The organism is Blastococcus sp. SYSU D00922 (assembly GCF_054050495.1).
Map to the genome: position 1 here is coordinate 356865 of NZ_JBJGZL010000001.1, position 12417 is coordinate 369281.

Genomic DNA, 12417 nt, shown 5'->3' on the forward strand with positions numbered 1-12417 from the left:
ACCGGTCAGGTACAGTTCTCGACGGCTCTTCGAGCACGCCCCTTTAGCTCAGTCGGCAGAGCGTCTCCATGGTAAGGAGAAGGTCTACGGTTCGATTCCGTAAAGGGGCTCTGTGACCAGCCGGTCCAGTCGCGAGACCGGGCCGCACGGTCATCCCGGCGGTGTAGCTCAGCCTGGTAGAGCAAGCGGCTCATAATCGCTGTGTCACCGGTTCAAGTCCGGTCACCGCTACTCCCGACGGACCCCGCACGCCCGGGGTCCGTCCGCACGTCAGGAACACCTCGCCGGCAGCCGCCGGAGGGGAACCACAAGGCTAGGAGCACTCCTCATGGCAGCGACCGACATCCGTCCGAAGATCACCCTGGCCTGCCAGGAGTGCAAGAACCGCAACTACATCACCCGCAAGAACCGGCGGAACGACCCCGACCGGCTCGAGCTGATGAAGTACTGCCCCAAGGACCGCAAGCACACGCTGCACCGCGAGACGCGCTGACGCGCGCGGACAGCTGAGCCGAGGGCGGGAGCATGGCGCTGGACCGGGAACTGGTCGGGCGCAGCTACCCGCCCTCTGCCGTCTACGAGGTCGGCCGGGCGAAGATCGCCGAGTTCGCCACCGCCGTCGGTGAGGACAGCCCGGTCCACCGCGACGTCGAGGCCGCCCGCGCCGCAGGCCACCCCGACGTCATCGCGCCGCCGACCTTCGCGATCGTGGTCAGCCTCGAGGCCGCCATGGTGGTGCTCGACGACCCCGACGTCGCCATCGACTACTCCCGGGTGGTCCACGGCGAGCAGCGGTTCGCCCACCACCGGCCGATCCGCGCCGGTGACCGGCTCGTCGCCACCACCACGATCGACGCGGCCCGGACCGTGGCCGGCAACGACATGCTGACCGCGCGGGTCGACCTCGCCACCGAGGACGGCGAGCCGGTGTGCACCGCCACCTCGATGCTCGTGGCCCGGGGGGAGTGATGGCGGTGGAGGTCGGGACCGAGCTGCCCGAGCAGGTCTTCCGCGTCACCCGGGCGGACCTCGTGCGCTACGCCGGCGCCTCCGGCGACTTCAACCCGATCCACTGGAACGACCGCACCGCCACCGCGGTCGGGCTGCCGGGCGTCATCGCGCACGGCATGTTCACCATGGCGCTCGCCGGCCGCGCCGTCACCGCCTGGACCGGCGATCCCGCGGCCCTCGTCGAGCACCACGTCCGCTTCGGCCGGCCCGTCGTCGTCCCGGACGACGACGAGGGCGCCGAGGTGACCGTGCGCGGCAAGGTCGCAGCGCTGCTGGACGACGATCGCGCCCGCGTGGACCTCACCGTCACCAGCGGCGGGGAGAAGGTGCTCTCCCTGGCCCGCGCGATCGTGCGCCTGGCATGACCGCACGGCGGCTCGCCGTCGCCGTCGTCGCGGCGCTGCTCGCGACCGGCTGCACCTCGTTCGCCGACACGGTGAGCGCGCCCGCCACCCCGACACCGCCCGCGCCCACCGCCGCACCGGAGGCGGAGGAGGAGGAGGCGGGCTGCCCGGCCGAGCGGGCAGAGCCCGACCCCGACCGGCCCGAGATCGACCTCGACTTCGCGCTCGCCGACGACCGGCGCACCGTGACCGGCACCGAGACCGTCGTCTTCACCCCCGACCTGGACGTCCGCGAGCTGGTGTTCCGGCTCGTGCCCAACGGCCCCGACTCCGCGCCGGCCGGCAACCGCCTGGTGGTCGACGCGGTCCGCGGCGACGACGTCGCCGAGGGCCGGTACGAGGCCGCCGGCGCGAACGACCCCGGCGGCCTCTACGTCGTGGAGCTGGACGACGAGCTGGAGGCGGGGGACTCCACCGAGGTGTCGCTGGACTTCACGCTGACCCTCGGCACCGGCACGTTCGACCGGGTCGGGGTCGACGGGCCGGCGTCCTGGTGGGCCAGCGGGGCGCCGCTGCTGGCGTGGGAGCCGGGGGTCGGCTGGGCGAGGGACCCGTTCGTGCCCCTCAGCGGCGAGACGGCGTCGAGCCCCGCCGCCGACACGACCGTCACCGTCTCCGCGCCCGAGGACCTCACCGTGCTCATGACGGGGGCGCAGGCGGAGCCCTCGGCGCCGCGCGACGGCCGGCGGACGTGGACCTCCCGGGAGCCGGTCGCGCGGGACGTCGGCGTCGCGGCCGGGCCGTTCACCACCACCGAGGCGACGACCCCGGGCGGGACGCGGGTGACGACCGGCGTGCTGCCCGACGGCGACGTGCCCGGGGAGCTCTTCAGCACGTGGACCGTCGACGCGATCGGCGCCCTCGAGGAGTTCCTGGGCCCGTTCCCGTACGACACCCTGTCGGTCGCGCTGCTGCCCGACTTCGGCGGCGGCATCGAGTACCCGAGCATGATCCTCGAGGCGACGCCCAGCCCGCAGGTCCTCGTGCACGAGGTCGCGCACCAGTGGTTCTACGGGATGGTCGGCAACTCCCAGTTCCGCGACCCCTGGCTCGACGAGGCCTTCGCCTCCTGGGCGGAGGCCACGGTGGACCCGGGGTCGGGGCTGGTGTCCGAGGAGGCGCTGACCCTGCCCGGCCCGGTCGGCGCGAGCATGGCGGAGTACGAGAGCTCCCTCCGCTACTTCCGCCTGGTCTACGACAAGGGCGGCGCGGCCCTGCTCCAGGCGCAGCGGGCCGCCGGCGAGGAGCCGTTCGCGGCGGCGATCCGCTGCTACGTCGACGCGACGGCGTGGGACATCGCCACCCCGACCGACCTCTACCGCGCCCTCGCCGACCTGCCTGCCGCGCTCGACGTCCTCGAGGGCGCCGAGGCGCTCGGCGAGGACGACGCCCCGCGCTGAGGGCTGCGCCCCGAGCCGGGCCTCAGCCGGCCGAGCCGAGCAGCCGCTGCATCCGGGAGACGCCCTCGACGAGGTCCTCGTCCCCGAGCGCGTACGACATCCGCAGGTAGCCCGGCGTCCCGAAGGCCTCGCCCGGGACGACGGCCACCTCGGCCTCCTCGAGGATGATCTCGGCGAGCTCGACGCTGGTCTCCGCCGTCCGTCCCGCGATCGGCCGGCCGAGCAGGCCCTTGACCGACGGGTAGACGTAGAACGCGCCCTGGGGCTCCGGACAGGCGACCCCGGGGATCTCGCGGAGCATCGACACGATCGTCTGCCGCCGCCGGTCGAACGCCTCCCGCATGGTCGCCACCGCCGACAGGTCGCCGGTCAGGGCCGCGATCGCCGCCGCCTGCGAGACGTTCGCGACGTTCGACGTCGCGTGCGACTGCAGGTTGGTGGCGGCCTTGACGACGTCGGTCGGGCCGAGGATCCAGCCCACCCGCCAGCCGGTCATGGCGTAGGTCTTGGCGACGCCGTTGACCACGACGCACCGCTCGGCCAGCTCGGGGACGACCACCGGCATCGACGGGGCGGTCACGCCGCCGTAGGTCAGGTGCTCGTAGATCTCGTCGGTGAGCACCCAGAGGCCGGCGTCGAGGGCCCAGCGGCCGATCTCCTCCACCTGCTCGGGCGGGTAGACCGCGCCGGTCGGGTTGGACGGCGAGCAGAACAGCAGCACCTTGGTCCGCGGCGTGCGGGCCGCCTCGAGCTGGGCCGCCGAGACCAGGTACCCGCTCTGCTCGTCGGCCACGACCGGCACGGGCACGCCGCCGGCCAGCTTGATGGCCTCCGGGTAGGTGGTCCAGTACGGCGCCGGCAGCAGGACCTCGTCGCCCGGGTCGAGCAGCGCGGCGAAGGCCTCGTAGACGGCCTGCTTGCCGCCGTTGGTCACCAGGACGTTCGCCGGCGTCGCCTGCAGGCCGGAGTCGCGCGCCGTCTTGGCGACGATCGCCTCCTTGAGCGCGGGGAGGCCGCCCGCGGGGGTGTACCGGTGCATGGCGGGCTGGCGGCAGGCGGCGACGGCCGCCTCGACGATGTAGTCCGGCGTCGGGAAGTCCGGCTCGCCCGCGCCGAAGCCGATGACCGGCTTGCCCGCGGCCTTGAGCGCCTTGGCCTTCGCGTCGACGGCCAGCGTGGCCGACTCGCTGATCGCGGCGATGCGGCGCGAGATGCGGCTCTGGCCCGAGGGGGCGGCGGACGGGGCGGACTCCGAGGAGACGGCGGTCATGCCCCCATCGTGTCAAAGTCGACGGGCCGCGACGACGTCGTGTGAGGAGATCCGCCGGGAACCGCACCGGAACCGCACGTGGGGAGGGGCCGGGACCCGTCGGAGGGGCGGGCCCGGCAGGACGTTGGCTGTCCGTGCCCGCGGTCCCGTACACTCGCAGTCCTGGGGCAGCTGACCCCGCCACCGGCGTGCCCCGGAACCTCCTCGAGGCTCCGCGCTGCCGTGGTGAGGCGGGCGGTCCCGGAGCCCCGCCCAGGGGACTAGGGGTGTAGCTCAATTGGCAGAGCAGCGGTCTCCAAAACCGCAGGCTGCAGGTTCAAGTCCTGTCACCCCTGCCACCGCACGGCACGAACCGACCACCAGAGCCGCTCGACCGAGCGGTCACCACCACGAGGCGAGCGAGGCGCAGTGAGCGACGAGAAGCCGGGACGCGAGGACGACCCTCGCGACGCCGAGCTGACCGACGAGCAGCTCGACCGCGAGGCCCCGGGGGTCGACGACGCCGCGGAGCTCGAGGCCGCCGAGGACGAGCTCGCCGAGGAGGCGGAGGCCGACGAGGACAAGGTCGTCGCCACGCCGGCCCGCCGTCGCCGGGGCCGGATCACCGCCGACGACGACGAGGACGAGGACGACGACCGGCCCGTCCGGTCCCGCCGCCCCGCGTCCTCCCGTCCGGCCACGCGCGAGGGCGGGGCGACCCGCTCCCGGGCGGCCGCCGAGCGCGAGCGGGCCGCCGGCGGGCAGAAGCGCTCGCTGGCCCGGTTCCTCCGCGAGGTCGTCGCCGAGCTGCGCAAGGTCATCTGGCCCGGGCGCCGCGAGCTGATCACCTACACCACCGTGGTCATCGTGTTCGTGGCGTTCATCGTCGCGCTGGTCGCCGGCCTCGACCTGCTCTTCGCCCAGGGCGTGATCGCCGTCTTCGGCTGACCTCCGCCCGCCCGCACGCCCCCAGACAAGGAAGAGACACCTGTGACCGACCCCCGCGAGCCCTTCGAGACCGCCACCCCGGTCGAAGGCGCGACCGCCACGGATCTGGACGACGCCCGCGCCGAGCAGCGCGGCACCGTCGACATCGAGACCGGCGCCGGTGAGACCGGCGCGGCCGAGAGCTCGATCGACACCACCGACCTCGACACCGACACCGAGGTCTCCGACGTGACGCCGGAGATCGAGGGCGGCGACACCGACAGCCTGGTGACCGACCCGCTGGTCGAGCCGGCCGCGGCCTCGGACCTGCCCGCCGTCGACGCCGAGGACGAGGACCCGGTCGAGGCGATGAAGAAGGCGCTGCGCCTGGCCCCCGGTGACTGGTACGTCGTGCACTCGTACGCGGGCTACGAGAACAAGGTGAAGACCAACCTCGAGGCGCGCATCCAGTCCCTGGACGTCGAGGACTACATCTACCAGATCGAGGTGCCCACCGAGGAGGTCACCGAGATCAAGAACGGCAAGCGCGCGCAGGTCAACCGCAAGGTCCTGCCGGGCTACCTGCTCGTCCGCATGGAGCTCAACGACGAGTCGTGGGGTGCCGTCCGCAACACCCCGGGTGTCACCGGCTTCGTCGGGGCGACGTCCAAGCCCTCGCCGCTGACCATCGACGAGGTCGTGAAGATCCTCGTGCCGGCGACCGCGCCGCAGGCCGCGCGCCCCACCGGCGCCGAGGCCACGACCGGTGGTGCCGCCGCCGCGCCGGCCGCCGTCGTCGACTTCGAGGTCGGTGAGTCGGTCACCGTCATGGACGGGCCCTTCGCGACGCTGCCCGCCACCATCAACGAGATCAACGCCGAGCAGCAGAAGCTGCAGGTGCTCGTCTCCATCTTCGGCCGCGAGACGCCCGTCGAGCTGTCGTTCAGCCAGGTCCAGAAGATCTGAGCGGTCCACCCGGACCTGTTCTGCGAGATAGAAGGAAGTCATGCCCCCCAGGAAGCGGTTGACCGCGGTCATCAAGCTCCAGATCAACGCCGGTGCGGCCACCCCCGCGCCGCCCGTGGGTCCGGCGCTCGGCCAGCACGGCGTCAACATCATGGAGTTCTGCAAGGCCTACAACGCCGCGACCGAGTCGCAGCGCGGCAACGTGATCCCGGTCGAGATCTCGGTCTTCGAGGACCGGTCGTTCACGTTCGTCACCAAGACCCCGCCGGCCGCGCGCATGCTGCTCAAGGCCGCCGGTGTCGAGAAGGGCTCGGGCGAGCCCCACAAGACCAAGGTCGCCACGGTCACCCGTGACCAGGTCCGCGAGATCGCCACCACCAAGATGGCCGACCTCAACGCCAACGACCTCGACCAGGCCGAGAAGATCATCGCCGGCACCGCCCGGTCGATGGGCATCACGGTCGTCTGAACCAGCTCCACCTGAACCAGTGGGAGGGCCCCGCCAGGCCCGTTCACCACGCGATCGGGGACCGGCTCCCAGGAGCGACCCCGCAGAGAGGAACCACCATGGCGAAGCACGGCAAGAAGTACCGCGCGGTGGCCGACAAGGTCGACCGCGAGAACCTGTACAGCCCCCTCCAGGCCGCCAAGCTGGCCAAGGAGACGTCGACGACGTCCTACGACGCCACCGTCGAGGTCGCCATGCGCCTGGGCGTCGACCCGCGCAAGGCCGACCAGATGGTCCGCGGCACGGTCAACCTGCCCCACGGCACCGGCAAGACCGCCCGCGTCATCGTCTTCGCGACCGGTGACAAGGCCGCCGAGGCCGAGGCCGCCGGCGCCGACGTCGTCGGCTCGGACGACCTGATCGAGCGCATCCAGGGCGGCTTCCTGGACTTCGACGCCGCGATCGCGACCCCCGACCAGATGGCCAAGGTCGGCCGCATCGCCCGCATCCTCGGCCCCCGTGGCCTGATGCCGAACCCGAAGACCGGCACCGTGACGCCCGACGTCACCAAGGCCGTGAACGACATCAAGGGCGGGAAGATCAACTTCCGCGTCGACAAGCAGGCCAACCTGCACCTGGTGATCGGCAAGACCTCGTTCGACGAGGCCAAGCTGGTCGAGAACTACGCGGCCGCGCTGGACGAGGTGCTGCGCGCCAAGCCGTCCTCGGCCAAGGGCCGGTACCTCAAGAAGGTCACCGTCTCGACCACCATGGGCCCCGGCATCCCGGTCGACCCGAACCGCACGCGCAACATGCTGGTGGACGAGCCCACCGCCTGATCGCAGCCGCACGAGGGCCCCGCAGCGCACGTCGCTGCGGGGCCCTCGTCGTCTCCCGGAAGCGTCGGGCGCCCCGTGGGGTTGTCGCGACCATGACCACCCTGGGAACCATCGGTGCCGGCCACATCGGCAGCGCCGTCGCCCGCGTCGCGCTCGACGCCGGGTACGACGTCGTCCTGTCCAACTCCCGCGGCCCGGAGAGCCTCGCCGACCTGGTCGCCGAGCTGGCGGCCCGGCCCACCGCGCGCGGGTCGGTGCGCGCCGCCACGGCACCGGAGGCGGCCGAGGCCGCCGACCTCGCGCTCGTGACGATCCCGCTGCACGCCCTGGGCCAGGTGCCGGTCGAGCCGCTCGCCGGCAAGGTCGTCATCGACACCGGCAACTACTACTCCCAGCGCGACGGGCGGATCGCCGAGCTGGACGAGGGCCGCGCGACGAGCTCCGAACTGCTCCAGCGGCACCTGCCGTCGTCCTCCGTGGTCAAGGCCTTCAACCACATCGCCGCCGCCCAGATCGTCGACTCCCGCGCGCCGGCCGGTACGGCGCACCGCCGGGCCCTCGCCGTCGCCGGGGACGACGCCGTGGCCAGGCAGCGCGTCGCGGCGTTCCTCGACGAGCTGGGCTTCGACGTCGTCGACCTCGGCCCCCTCGCCGAGAGCTGGCGGATCGAGCCGGGGACACCGGGCTACGGGGCGGAGGACGACGCCGACCAGCTGCGCGCCCACCTGGCGGCGGCCACCCGCTGACCGCCGGTTACCGGTCCGGCCCCACCATCGCGTACTCTTGACGACGTTCCCCCCAAGACCGCTGGTCGTCGCACGTCCGCGTGCGATCGAAGGTCCCGGATTCCGGGCGACCCGCGCAGGTGGACGGTTCGATCGACGGACGCGTGACGTCCGTCCCTCGCCCCGTGCGCACTGCGCCGGGGCGTTCCTCGTCCCGGGGCACCGATCGCCCGCGCTCGCGCGAAGGCCAGGGGTCGCCCGACAGACGAGAGGAGGCCCATGCCCACGCAGGCGAAGGCCGCGGTGATCGACGAGATCACCGAGCGGTTCCAGAACTCGAGTGCGGCGGTGCTCACCGAGTACCGCGGGCTGACCGTGGCGCAGCTGACCCAGCTGCGTCGTTCCCTCGGTGCGGGCAGCAGCTACGCCGTCGTCAAGAACACCCTGACGAAGCGGGCGGCGGACGAGGTCGGTTTCTCCGAGCTCGGCCCGCTGCTGAACGGCCCCACCGCGATCGCCTTCATCGAGGGTGACCCGGTCGAGGCCGCCAAGGCCATCCGCGACTTCGCGAGGGCCAACCCGCTGCTCGTCGTCAAGGGCGGTGTGGTCGACGGCCGCACCGTCGACGCCTCCGAGGTCACGCGCCTCGCGGACGTCGAGCCCCGCGAGGTCCTGCTGGCCAAGCTGGCCGGCGCGATGAAGGGCAACCTGACCAAGGCTGCCGGGCTGTTCCAGGCCCCGCTGTCGCAGGTCGCCCGCCTCGCCGCGGCGCTGCAGGAGAAGAAGCCCGCCGAGGGCGCTGCTCCGGCCGCCGAGGCTCCCGCCGACGACACCGCTGCTGCTGACACCACCCCCGAAACCGACGCTGCCCCGGCCGAGGCCGCGGCGAGCGACGACTGACCCACCACAAGGAGATAGACATGGCCAAGCTGTCCACCGCGGACCTGCTCGACGCGTTCAAGGAGATGACCCTCCTCGAGCTGTCCGACTTCGTGAAGCAGTTCGAGGAGACCTTCGAGGTCACCGCCGCTGCCCCCGTGGCCGTCGCGGCCGCCGCCCCCGCCGGTGGCGGCGGTGGCGGTGGCGACGAGGCCGCCGCCGAGCAGGACGAGTTCGACGTCATCCTCGAGAGCGCCGGCGACAAGAAGATCCAGGTCATCAAGGAGGTGCGCGGCCTGACCTCGCTCGGCCTCAAGGAGGCCAAGGACCTGGTCGACAACGCGCCGAAGCCGGTCCTGGAGAAGGTCGCCAAGGACGCCGCTGACAAGGCCAAGGCCGCCCTCGAGGGCGCCGGCGCCACCGTCACCGTCAAGTGACCCCCTCCCCGGTCTGACCGGGGGACGCACCACCGCACGACCCATCAGGGGCCGTCCTCCTCAGGGAGGGCGGCCCCTGCTGCGTCCCCCGCCCGGGCGACCGGTCGAGCACGCCCGGGGGATGCGTGGAGATCCGGGTCACGCAAAACCCGTGACACACGTAACCTGTCCTTCGCATCGTCGTTACTGGTCAGTAGAAGCACGTTCCGGGCGGCCGACATGCGGATCGGCCCGGGACGTCGCACACTGCCGGGGCTCGTCGGTGCGACGAGGCGGGGACCGGCAACGCAGCCGGAACGGAGGGGCAGGCACTCGTGGGCGTCGCAGTCGAGGTCGAAGGGCTGACCAAGTCGTTCGGGAGCCAGAACATCTGGAGCGACGTCACCCTGACCTTGCCCCCCGGTGAGATCTCCGTGCTCCTGGGCCCGTCCGGTACCGGCAAGTCGGTGTTCCTGAAGTCCCTCGTCGGGCTGCTCAAGCCCGAGAAGGGCTCGATCGTCATCAACGAGACCGACATCTGCCGGACCAGCGAGCACAACCTCTACGAGGTCCGGAAGCTCTTCGGCGTCCTGTTCCAGGACGGCGCGCTGTTCGGGTCGATGAACCTGTTCGACAACATCGCCTTCCCGCTGCGCGAGCACACCAAGAAGAGCGAGTCGGAGATCAAGTCCATCGTGCTCGAGAAGATGGACATGGTCGGTCTGCAGGGCGCGGAGGGGAAGCTGCCCGGCGAGATCTCCGGCGGTATGCGCAAGCGCGCCGGGCTGGCCCGGGCCCTCGTCCTCGACCCCGAGATCATCCTGTTCGACGAGCCGGACTCCGGACTCGACCCGGTCCGCGTGGCCTACCTCAACCAGCTGATCGTCGACCTCAACGCGCAGATCGACGCCACGTTCCTGATCGTCACCCACGACATCGGCACCGCCCGCACCGTGCCCGACAACCTGGGCCTGCTGTTCCGCCGCAACCTGGTCATGTTCGGCCCGCGCGAGCAGCTGCTCACCTCGCAGGAGCCCGTCGTCCGCCAGTTCCTCAACGGCCGGCGCGAGGGCCCGATCGGCATGAGCGAAGAGAAGGACGTCGCCCAGGTGGAGGCCGAGATGGCCGCGCTGGAGGCCCGCGGCGGCGACGCGCACAACGGCGTCGGCCCCAAGGGCGCGACCGGCGGCGACGCCGTCCCGCCGCAGCTCACGCCCACCGAGGGCCTGCCCGAGCGCAAGGCCGAGCGGCGCCGCCAGGAGCGGGTCGCACGGATGCTGCACGAGTTCGACGAGGAGACCCAGGCCGCCATCCGCAAGTCGCTGCCGGAGGACCTCCTGGCGCAGGCCGACTCCGGCGCCTTCCGGTCCACGCCGGGGACGGGCGGCCGGCACTGGGCGCCCGAGCCCGACGCCACCGGCTCCCGGAGCGCCACCGCCACGCTGCCCCGGCAGGGCGGTGAGGGGTGACGGCGACCGACAAGCCGAAGGCCCCCGGCCTGCTCGACGGGAAGTTCTCCCCGACCCGGCCGCTCGCCGTCAGCGGGAACCTCTTCGCCTTCGCCCTCGACGTCCTCCGGGCCCTGCCGAAGCGGCCGTTCCAGGTCCGCGAGTTCATCCAGCAGGCCTGGTTCATCGCGAGCGTCACGATCATCCCGACCGCGCTCGTCGCGATCCCCTTCGGCGCGGTCATCGCCCTGCAGCTGGGCTCGCTCACCCGCCAGCTGGGCGCCCAGTCGTTCACCGGTGCCGCCTCGGTCCTCGCCGTCCTCCGCGAGGCCAGCCCGATCGTGACCGCGCTGCTCATCGCCGGCGCCGGCGGCTCGGCGATCTGCGCCGACCTCGGCGCCCGCAAGATCCGCGACGAGATCGACGCGATGGAGGTGCTGGGCATCAGCCCGATCCAGCGCCTCGTCGTCCCCCGGGTGCTGGCCGCGATGCTGGTCGCCGTCCTGCTCAACGGCCTGGTCAGCGTCGTCGGCACCGCGGGCGGCTACTTCTTCAACGTCGTGCTGCAAGGCGGGACACCGGGCGCCTACCTGGCCTCGTTCAGCGCGCTGGCCCAGATCGAGGACTTCTGGGCGTCGGAGACCAAGGCGCTGGTGTTCGGGCTCATCGCCGGCATCGTCGCGTCGTACAAGGGCCTCAACGCCGGAGGTGGGCCCAAGGGTGTCGGTGACGCGGTGAACCAGTCCGTCGTCATCACGTTCATCCTGCTGTTCGCGGTGAACCTCGTGCTCACCGCGATCTACTTCCAGCTCGTCCCGCCGAAGGGGCAGTGACATGGCCCTTCTGTCGACGACGGACAAGATCCGGGTCAACCTGCGCAAGCTCAAGCGGACCTACCAGAAGCCGCTCGGCACGCTGGACGACCTCGGCGACCAGATCTCGTTCTACGCCCGGGCGCTGGCCTGGACCCCGCGCACCCTCAAGCGCTACAAGAAGGAGACCGGCCGGCTGCTCGCCGAGGTGACCTTCGGCAGCGGCGCGCTGGCCGTGATCGGCGGCACCGTCGGCGTCATCGCCGCCCTGTCCTTCTTCACCGGCTCGGCCGTCGGCCTGCAGGGCTACGCCGCGCTCGACCAGCTCGGGACGTCGGCCTTCACCGGGTTCCTCTCGGCCTACTTCAACACCCGCGAGATCGCACCGCTGGTCGCCGGCGTCGCCCTCTCGGCGACGGTCGGCTGCGGCTTCACCGCGCAGATCGGCGCGATGCGGATCAACGAGGAGATCGACGCCCTCGAGGTCATGGGCGTGCCCTCGCTGCCGTTCCTCGTCACGACGCGCATCGTCGCCGGCTTCGTCGCCGTCATCCCGCTCTACGTGCTGGGGCTCCTCACCAGCTACTTCGCCACCCGGACGATCGTCACGCAGGCCTACGGGCAGTCGGCGGGCACCTACGACCACTACTTCAACCTGTTCCTGCCCCCCGAGGACGTGCTCTGGTCGTTCCTCAAGGTGCTGGTCTTCTCCGTCGTGGTCATCCTGACCCACTGCTACTACGGCTACCGGGCCAGCGGCGGTCCCTCGGGCGTCGGCATGGCGGTCGGCCGCGCGGTGCGCTTCTCCATCGTGGCGATCAACGTCATCGACCTCTTCCTGTCGCTGGCCATCTGGGGCTCCACGACGACCGTCCGGATCGCGGGGTGAGGCG

15 protein-coding genes and 3 tRNA genes are annotated in these 12417 nt (G+C 72.0%); 17 read left to right on the plus strand and 1 reads right to left on the minus strand.

The annotated features are described in order from the left end of the window. The first annotated feature begins 37 nt into the window (after positions 1–37). From ACI78T_RS01850 to ACI78T_RS01875, 6 genes are all read left to right on the plus strand, one after another. Positions 38–110: transfer RNA gene (locus tag ACI78T_RS01850), tRNA-Thr, on the plus strand. Positions 111–157: 47 nt separating this feature from the next. After that, positions 158–231: transfer RNA gene (locus ACI78T_RS01855), tRNA-Met, on the plus strand. Positions 232–328: 97 nt separating this feature from the next. Next, the gene (rpmG, locus tag ACI78T_RS01860) at positions 329–493 is read left to right on the plus strand and encodes a 50S ribosomal protein L33 (RefSeq protein WP_116451031.1); all 165 of its coding nucleotides are present in this window, start codon (positions 329–331) and stop codon (positions 491–493) included. 32 nt (positions 494–525) lie between these two features. Then, positions 526–969: an FAS1-like dehydratase domain-containing protein gene (locus ACI78T_RS01865; protein ID WP_456556389.1), complete on the plus strand. Its 444-nt coding sequence runs from the start codon at positions 526–528 to the stop codon at positions 967–969. Next, positions 969–1376, plus strand: a complete 408-nt coding sequence (locus ACI78T_RS01870) for a MaoC family dehydratase (RefSeq protein WP_456556390.1) — start codon at positions 969–971, stop codon at positions 1374–1376. Before ACI78T_RS01865 ends, ACI78T_RS01870 begins: the two co-directional genes overlap by 1 nt. Further along, positions 1373–2815: a M1 family aminopeptidase gene (locus ACI78T_RS01875; protein ID WP_456556391.1), complete on the plus strand. Its 1443-nt coding sequence runs from the start codon at positions 1373–1375 to the stop codon at positions 2813–2815. The genes ACI78T_RS01870 and ACI78T_RS01875 overlap by 4 nt, the downstream gene beginning before the upstream one ends. 22 nt (positions 2816–2837) lie before the next feature. On the opposite strand, the gene ACI78T_RS01880 is transcribed toward ACI78T_RS01875, so the two are convergent. Continuing rightward, positions 2838–4085, minus strand: coding sequence for a pyridoxal phosphate-dependent aminotransferase (locus ACI78T_RS01880; RefSeq protein ID WP_456556392.1), 1248 nt, complete (start codon positions 4083–4085; stop codon positions 2838–2840). A gap of 262 nt (positions 4086–4347) precedes the next feature. On the opposite strand from ACI78T_RS01880, the gene ACI78T_RS01885 reads away from it, so the two are divergent. From ACI78T_RS01885 to ACI78T_RS01935, 11 genes are all read left to right on the plus strand, one after another. After that, positions 4348–4423: transfer RNA gene (locus ACI78T_RS01885), tRNA-Trp, on the plus strand. A gap of 70 nt (positions 4424–4493) precedes the next feature. Then, positions 4494–5012 (plus strand): preprotein translocase subunit SecE, encoded by a 519-nt coding sequence (secE, locus tag ACI78T_RS01890; RefSeq protein ID WP_456556393.1) that lies wholly within the window; start codon positions 4494–4496, stop codon positions 5010–5012. A gap of 42 nt (positions 5013–5054) precedes the next feature. Continuing rightward, entirely contained in the window at positions 5055–5957 is a 903-nt protein-coding gene (gene nusG, locus ACI78T_RS01895; protein WP_456556394.1) for a transcription termination/antitermination protein NusG, read from the plus strand. A gap of 40 nt (positions 5958–5997) precedes the next feature. Beyond that, positions 5998–6426 carry a 50S ribosomal protein L11 gene (gene rplK / locus ACI78T_RS01900; RefSeq protein ID WP_113828722.1) on the plus strand — a complete coding sequence of 143 codons (429 nt, stop codon included), beginning with the start codon at positions 5998–6000 and terminating at the stop codon, positions 6424–6426. A 98-nt stretch (positions 6427–6524) separates the two neighbouring features. Beyond that, the gene (rplA, locus tag ACI78T_RS01905) at positions 6525–7244 is read left to right on the plus strand and encodes a 50S ribosomal protein L1 (RefSeq protein WP_456556395.1); all 720 of its coding nucleotides are present in this window, start codon (positions 6525–6527) and stop codon (positions 7242–7244) included. 92 nt (positions 7245–7336) lie between these two features. Next, positions 7337–7990, plus strand: coding sequence for an NADPH-dependent F420 reductase (locus ACI78T_RS01910; RefSeq protein WP_456556396.1), 654 nt, complete (start codon positions 7337–7339; stop codon positions 7988–7990). A 258-nt stretch (positions 7991–8248) separates the two neighbouring features. Beyond that, positions 8249–8869, plus strand: a complete 621-nt coding sequence (gene rplJ / locus ACI78T_RS01915; RefSeq protein ID WP_456556397.1) for a 50S ribosomal protein L10 — start codon at positions 8249–8251, stop codon at positions 8867–8869. A gap of 20 nt (positions 8870–8889) precedes the next feature. After that, a complete protein-coding gene (gene rplL / locus ACI78T_RS01920; protein WP_456556398.1) occupies positions 8890–9285 on the plus strand; it encodes a 50S ribosomal protein L7/L12 in 396 nt (131 codons plus the stop codon). A 314-nt stretch (positions 9286–9599) separates the two neighbouring features. Then, positions 9600–10733, plus strand: coding sequence for an ABC transporter ATP-binding protein (locus tag ACI78T_RS01925; RefSeq protein ID WP_456556399.1), 1134 nt, complete (start codon positions 9600–9602; stop codon positions 10731–10733). Next, entirely contained in the window at positions 10730–11545 is an 816-nt protein-coding gene (locus ACI78T_RS01930) for an MlaE family ABC transporter permease (protein WP_456556400.1), read from the plus strand. The genes ACI78T_RS01925 and ACI78T_RS01930 overlap by 4 nt, the downstream gene beginning before the upstream one ends. A 1-nt stretch (position 11546) precedes the next feature. Next, positions 11547–12413 carry an MlaE family ABC transporter permease gene (locus ACI78T_RS01935; protein WP_456556401.1) on the plus strand — a complete coding sequence of 289 codons (867 nt, stop codon included), beginning with the start codon at positions 11547–11549 and terminating at the stop codon, positions 12411–12413. Positions 12414–12417: the final 4 nt, after the last annotated feature.

Coding starts and splice junctions, on each gene's coding strand:
- rplA (WP_456556395.1), top strand. CDS start 6,525: ATGGCGAAGCACGGCAAGAAGTACCGCGCGGTGGCCGACAAGGTCGAC.
- ACI78T_RS01865 (WP_456556389.1), top strand. CDS start 526: ATGGCGCTGGACCGGGAACTGGTCGGGCGCAGCTACCCGCCCTCTGCC.
- ACI78T_RS01935 (WP_456556401.1), top strand. CDS start 11,547: ATGGCCCTTCTGTCGACGACGGACAAGATCCGGGTCAACCTGCGCAAG.
- rpmG (WP_116451031.1), top strand. CDS start 329: ATGGCAGCGACCGACATCCGTCCGAAGATCACCCTGGCCTGCCAGGAG.
- rplL (WP_456556398.1), top strand. CDS start 8,890: ATGGCCAAGCTGTCCACCGCGGACCTGCTCGACGCGTTCAAGGAGATG.
- rplJ (WP_456556397.1), top strand. CDS start 8,249: ATGCCCACGCAGGCGAAGGCCGCGGTGATCGACGAGATCACCGAGCGG.
- ACI78T_RS01870 (WP_456556390.1), top strand. CDS start 969: ATGGCGGTGGAGGTCGGGACCGAGCTGCCCGAGCAGGTCTTCCGCGTC.
- rplK (WP_113828722.1), top strand. CDS start 5,998: ATGCCCCCCAGGAAGCGGTTGACCGCGGTCATCAAGCTCCAGATCAAC.
- ACI78T_RS01910 (WP_456556396.1), top strand. CDS start 7,337: ATGACCACCCTGGGAACCATCGGTGCCGGCCACATCGGCAGCGCCGTC.
- ACI78T_RS01875 (WP_456556391.1), top strand. CDS start 1,373: ATGACCGCACGGCGGCTCGCCGTCGCCGTCGTCGCGGCGCTGCTCGCG.
- ACI78T_RS01880 (WP_456556392.1), bottom strand. CDS start 4,085: ATGACCGCCGTCTCCTCGGAGTCCGCCCCGTCCGCCGCCCCCTCGGGC.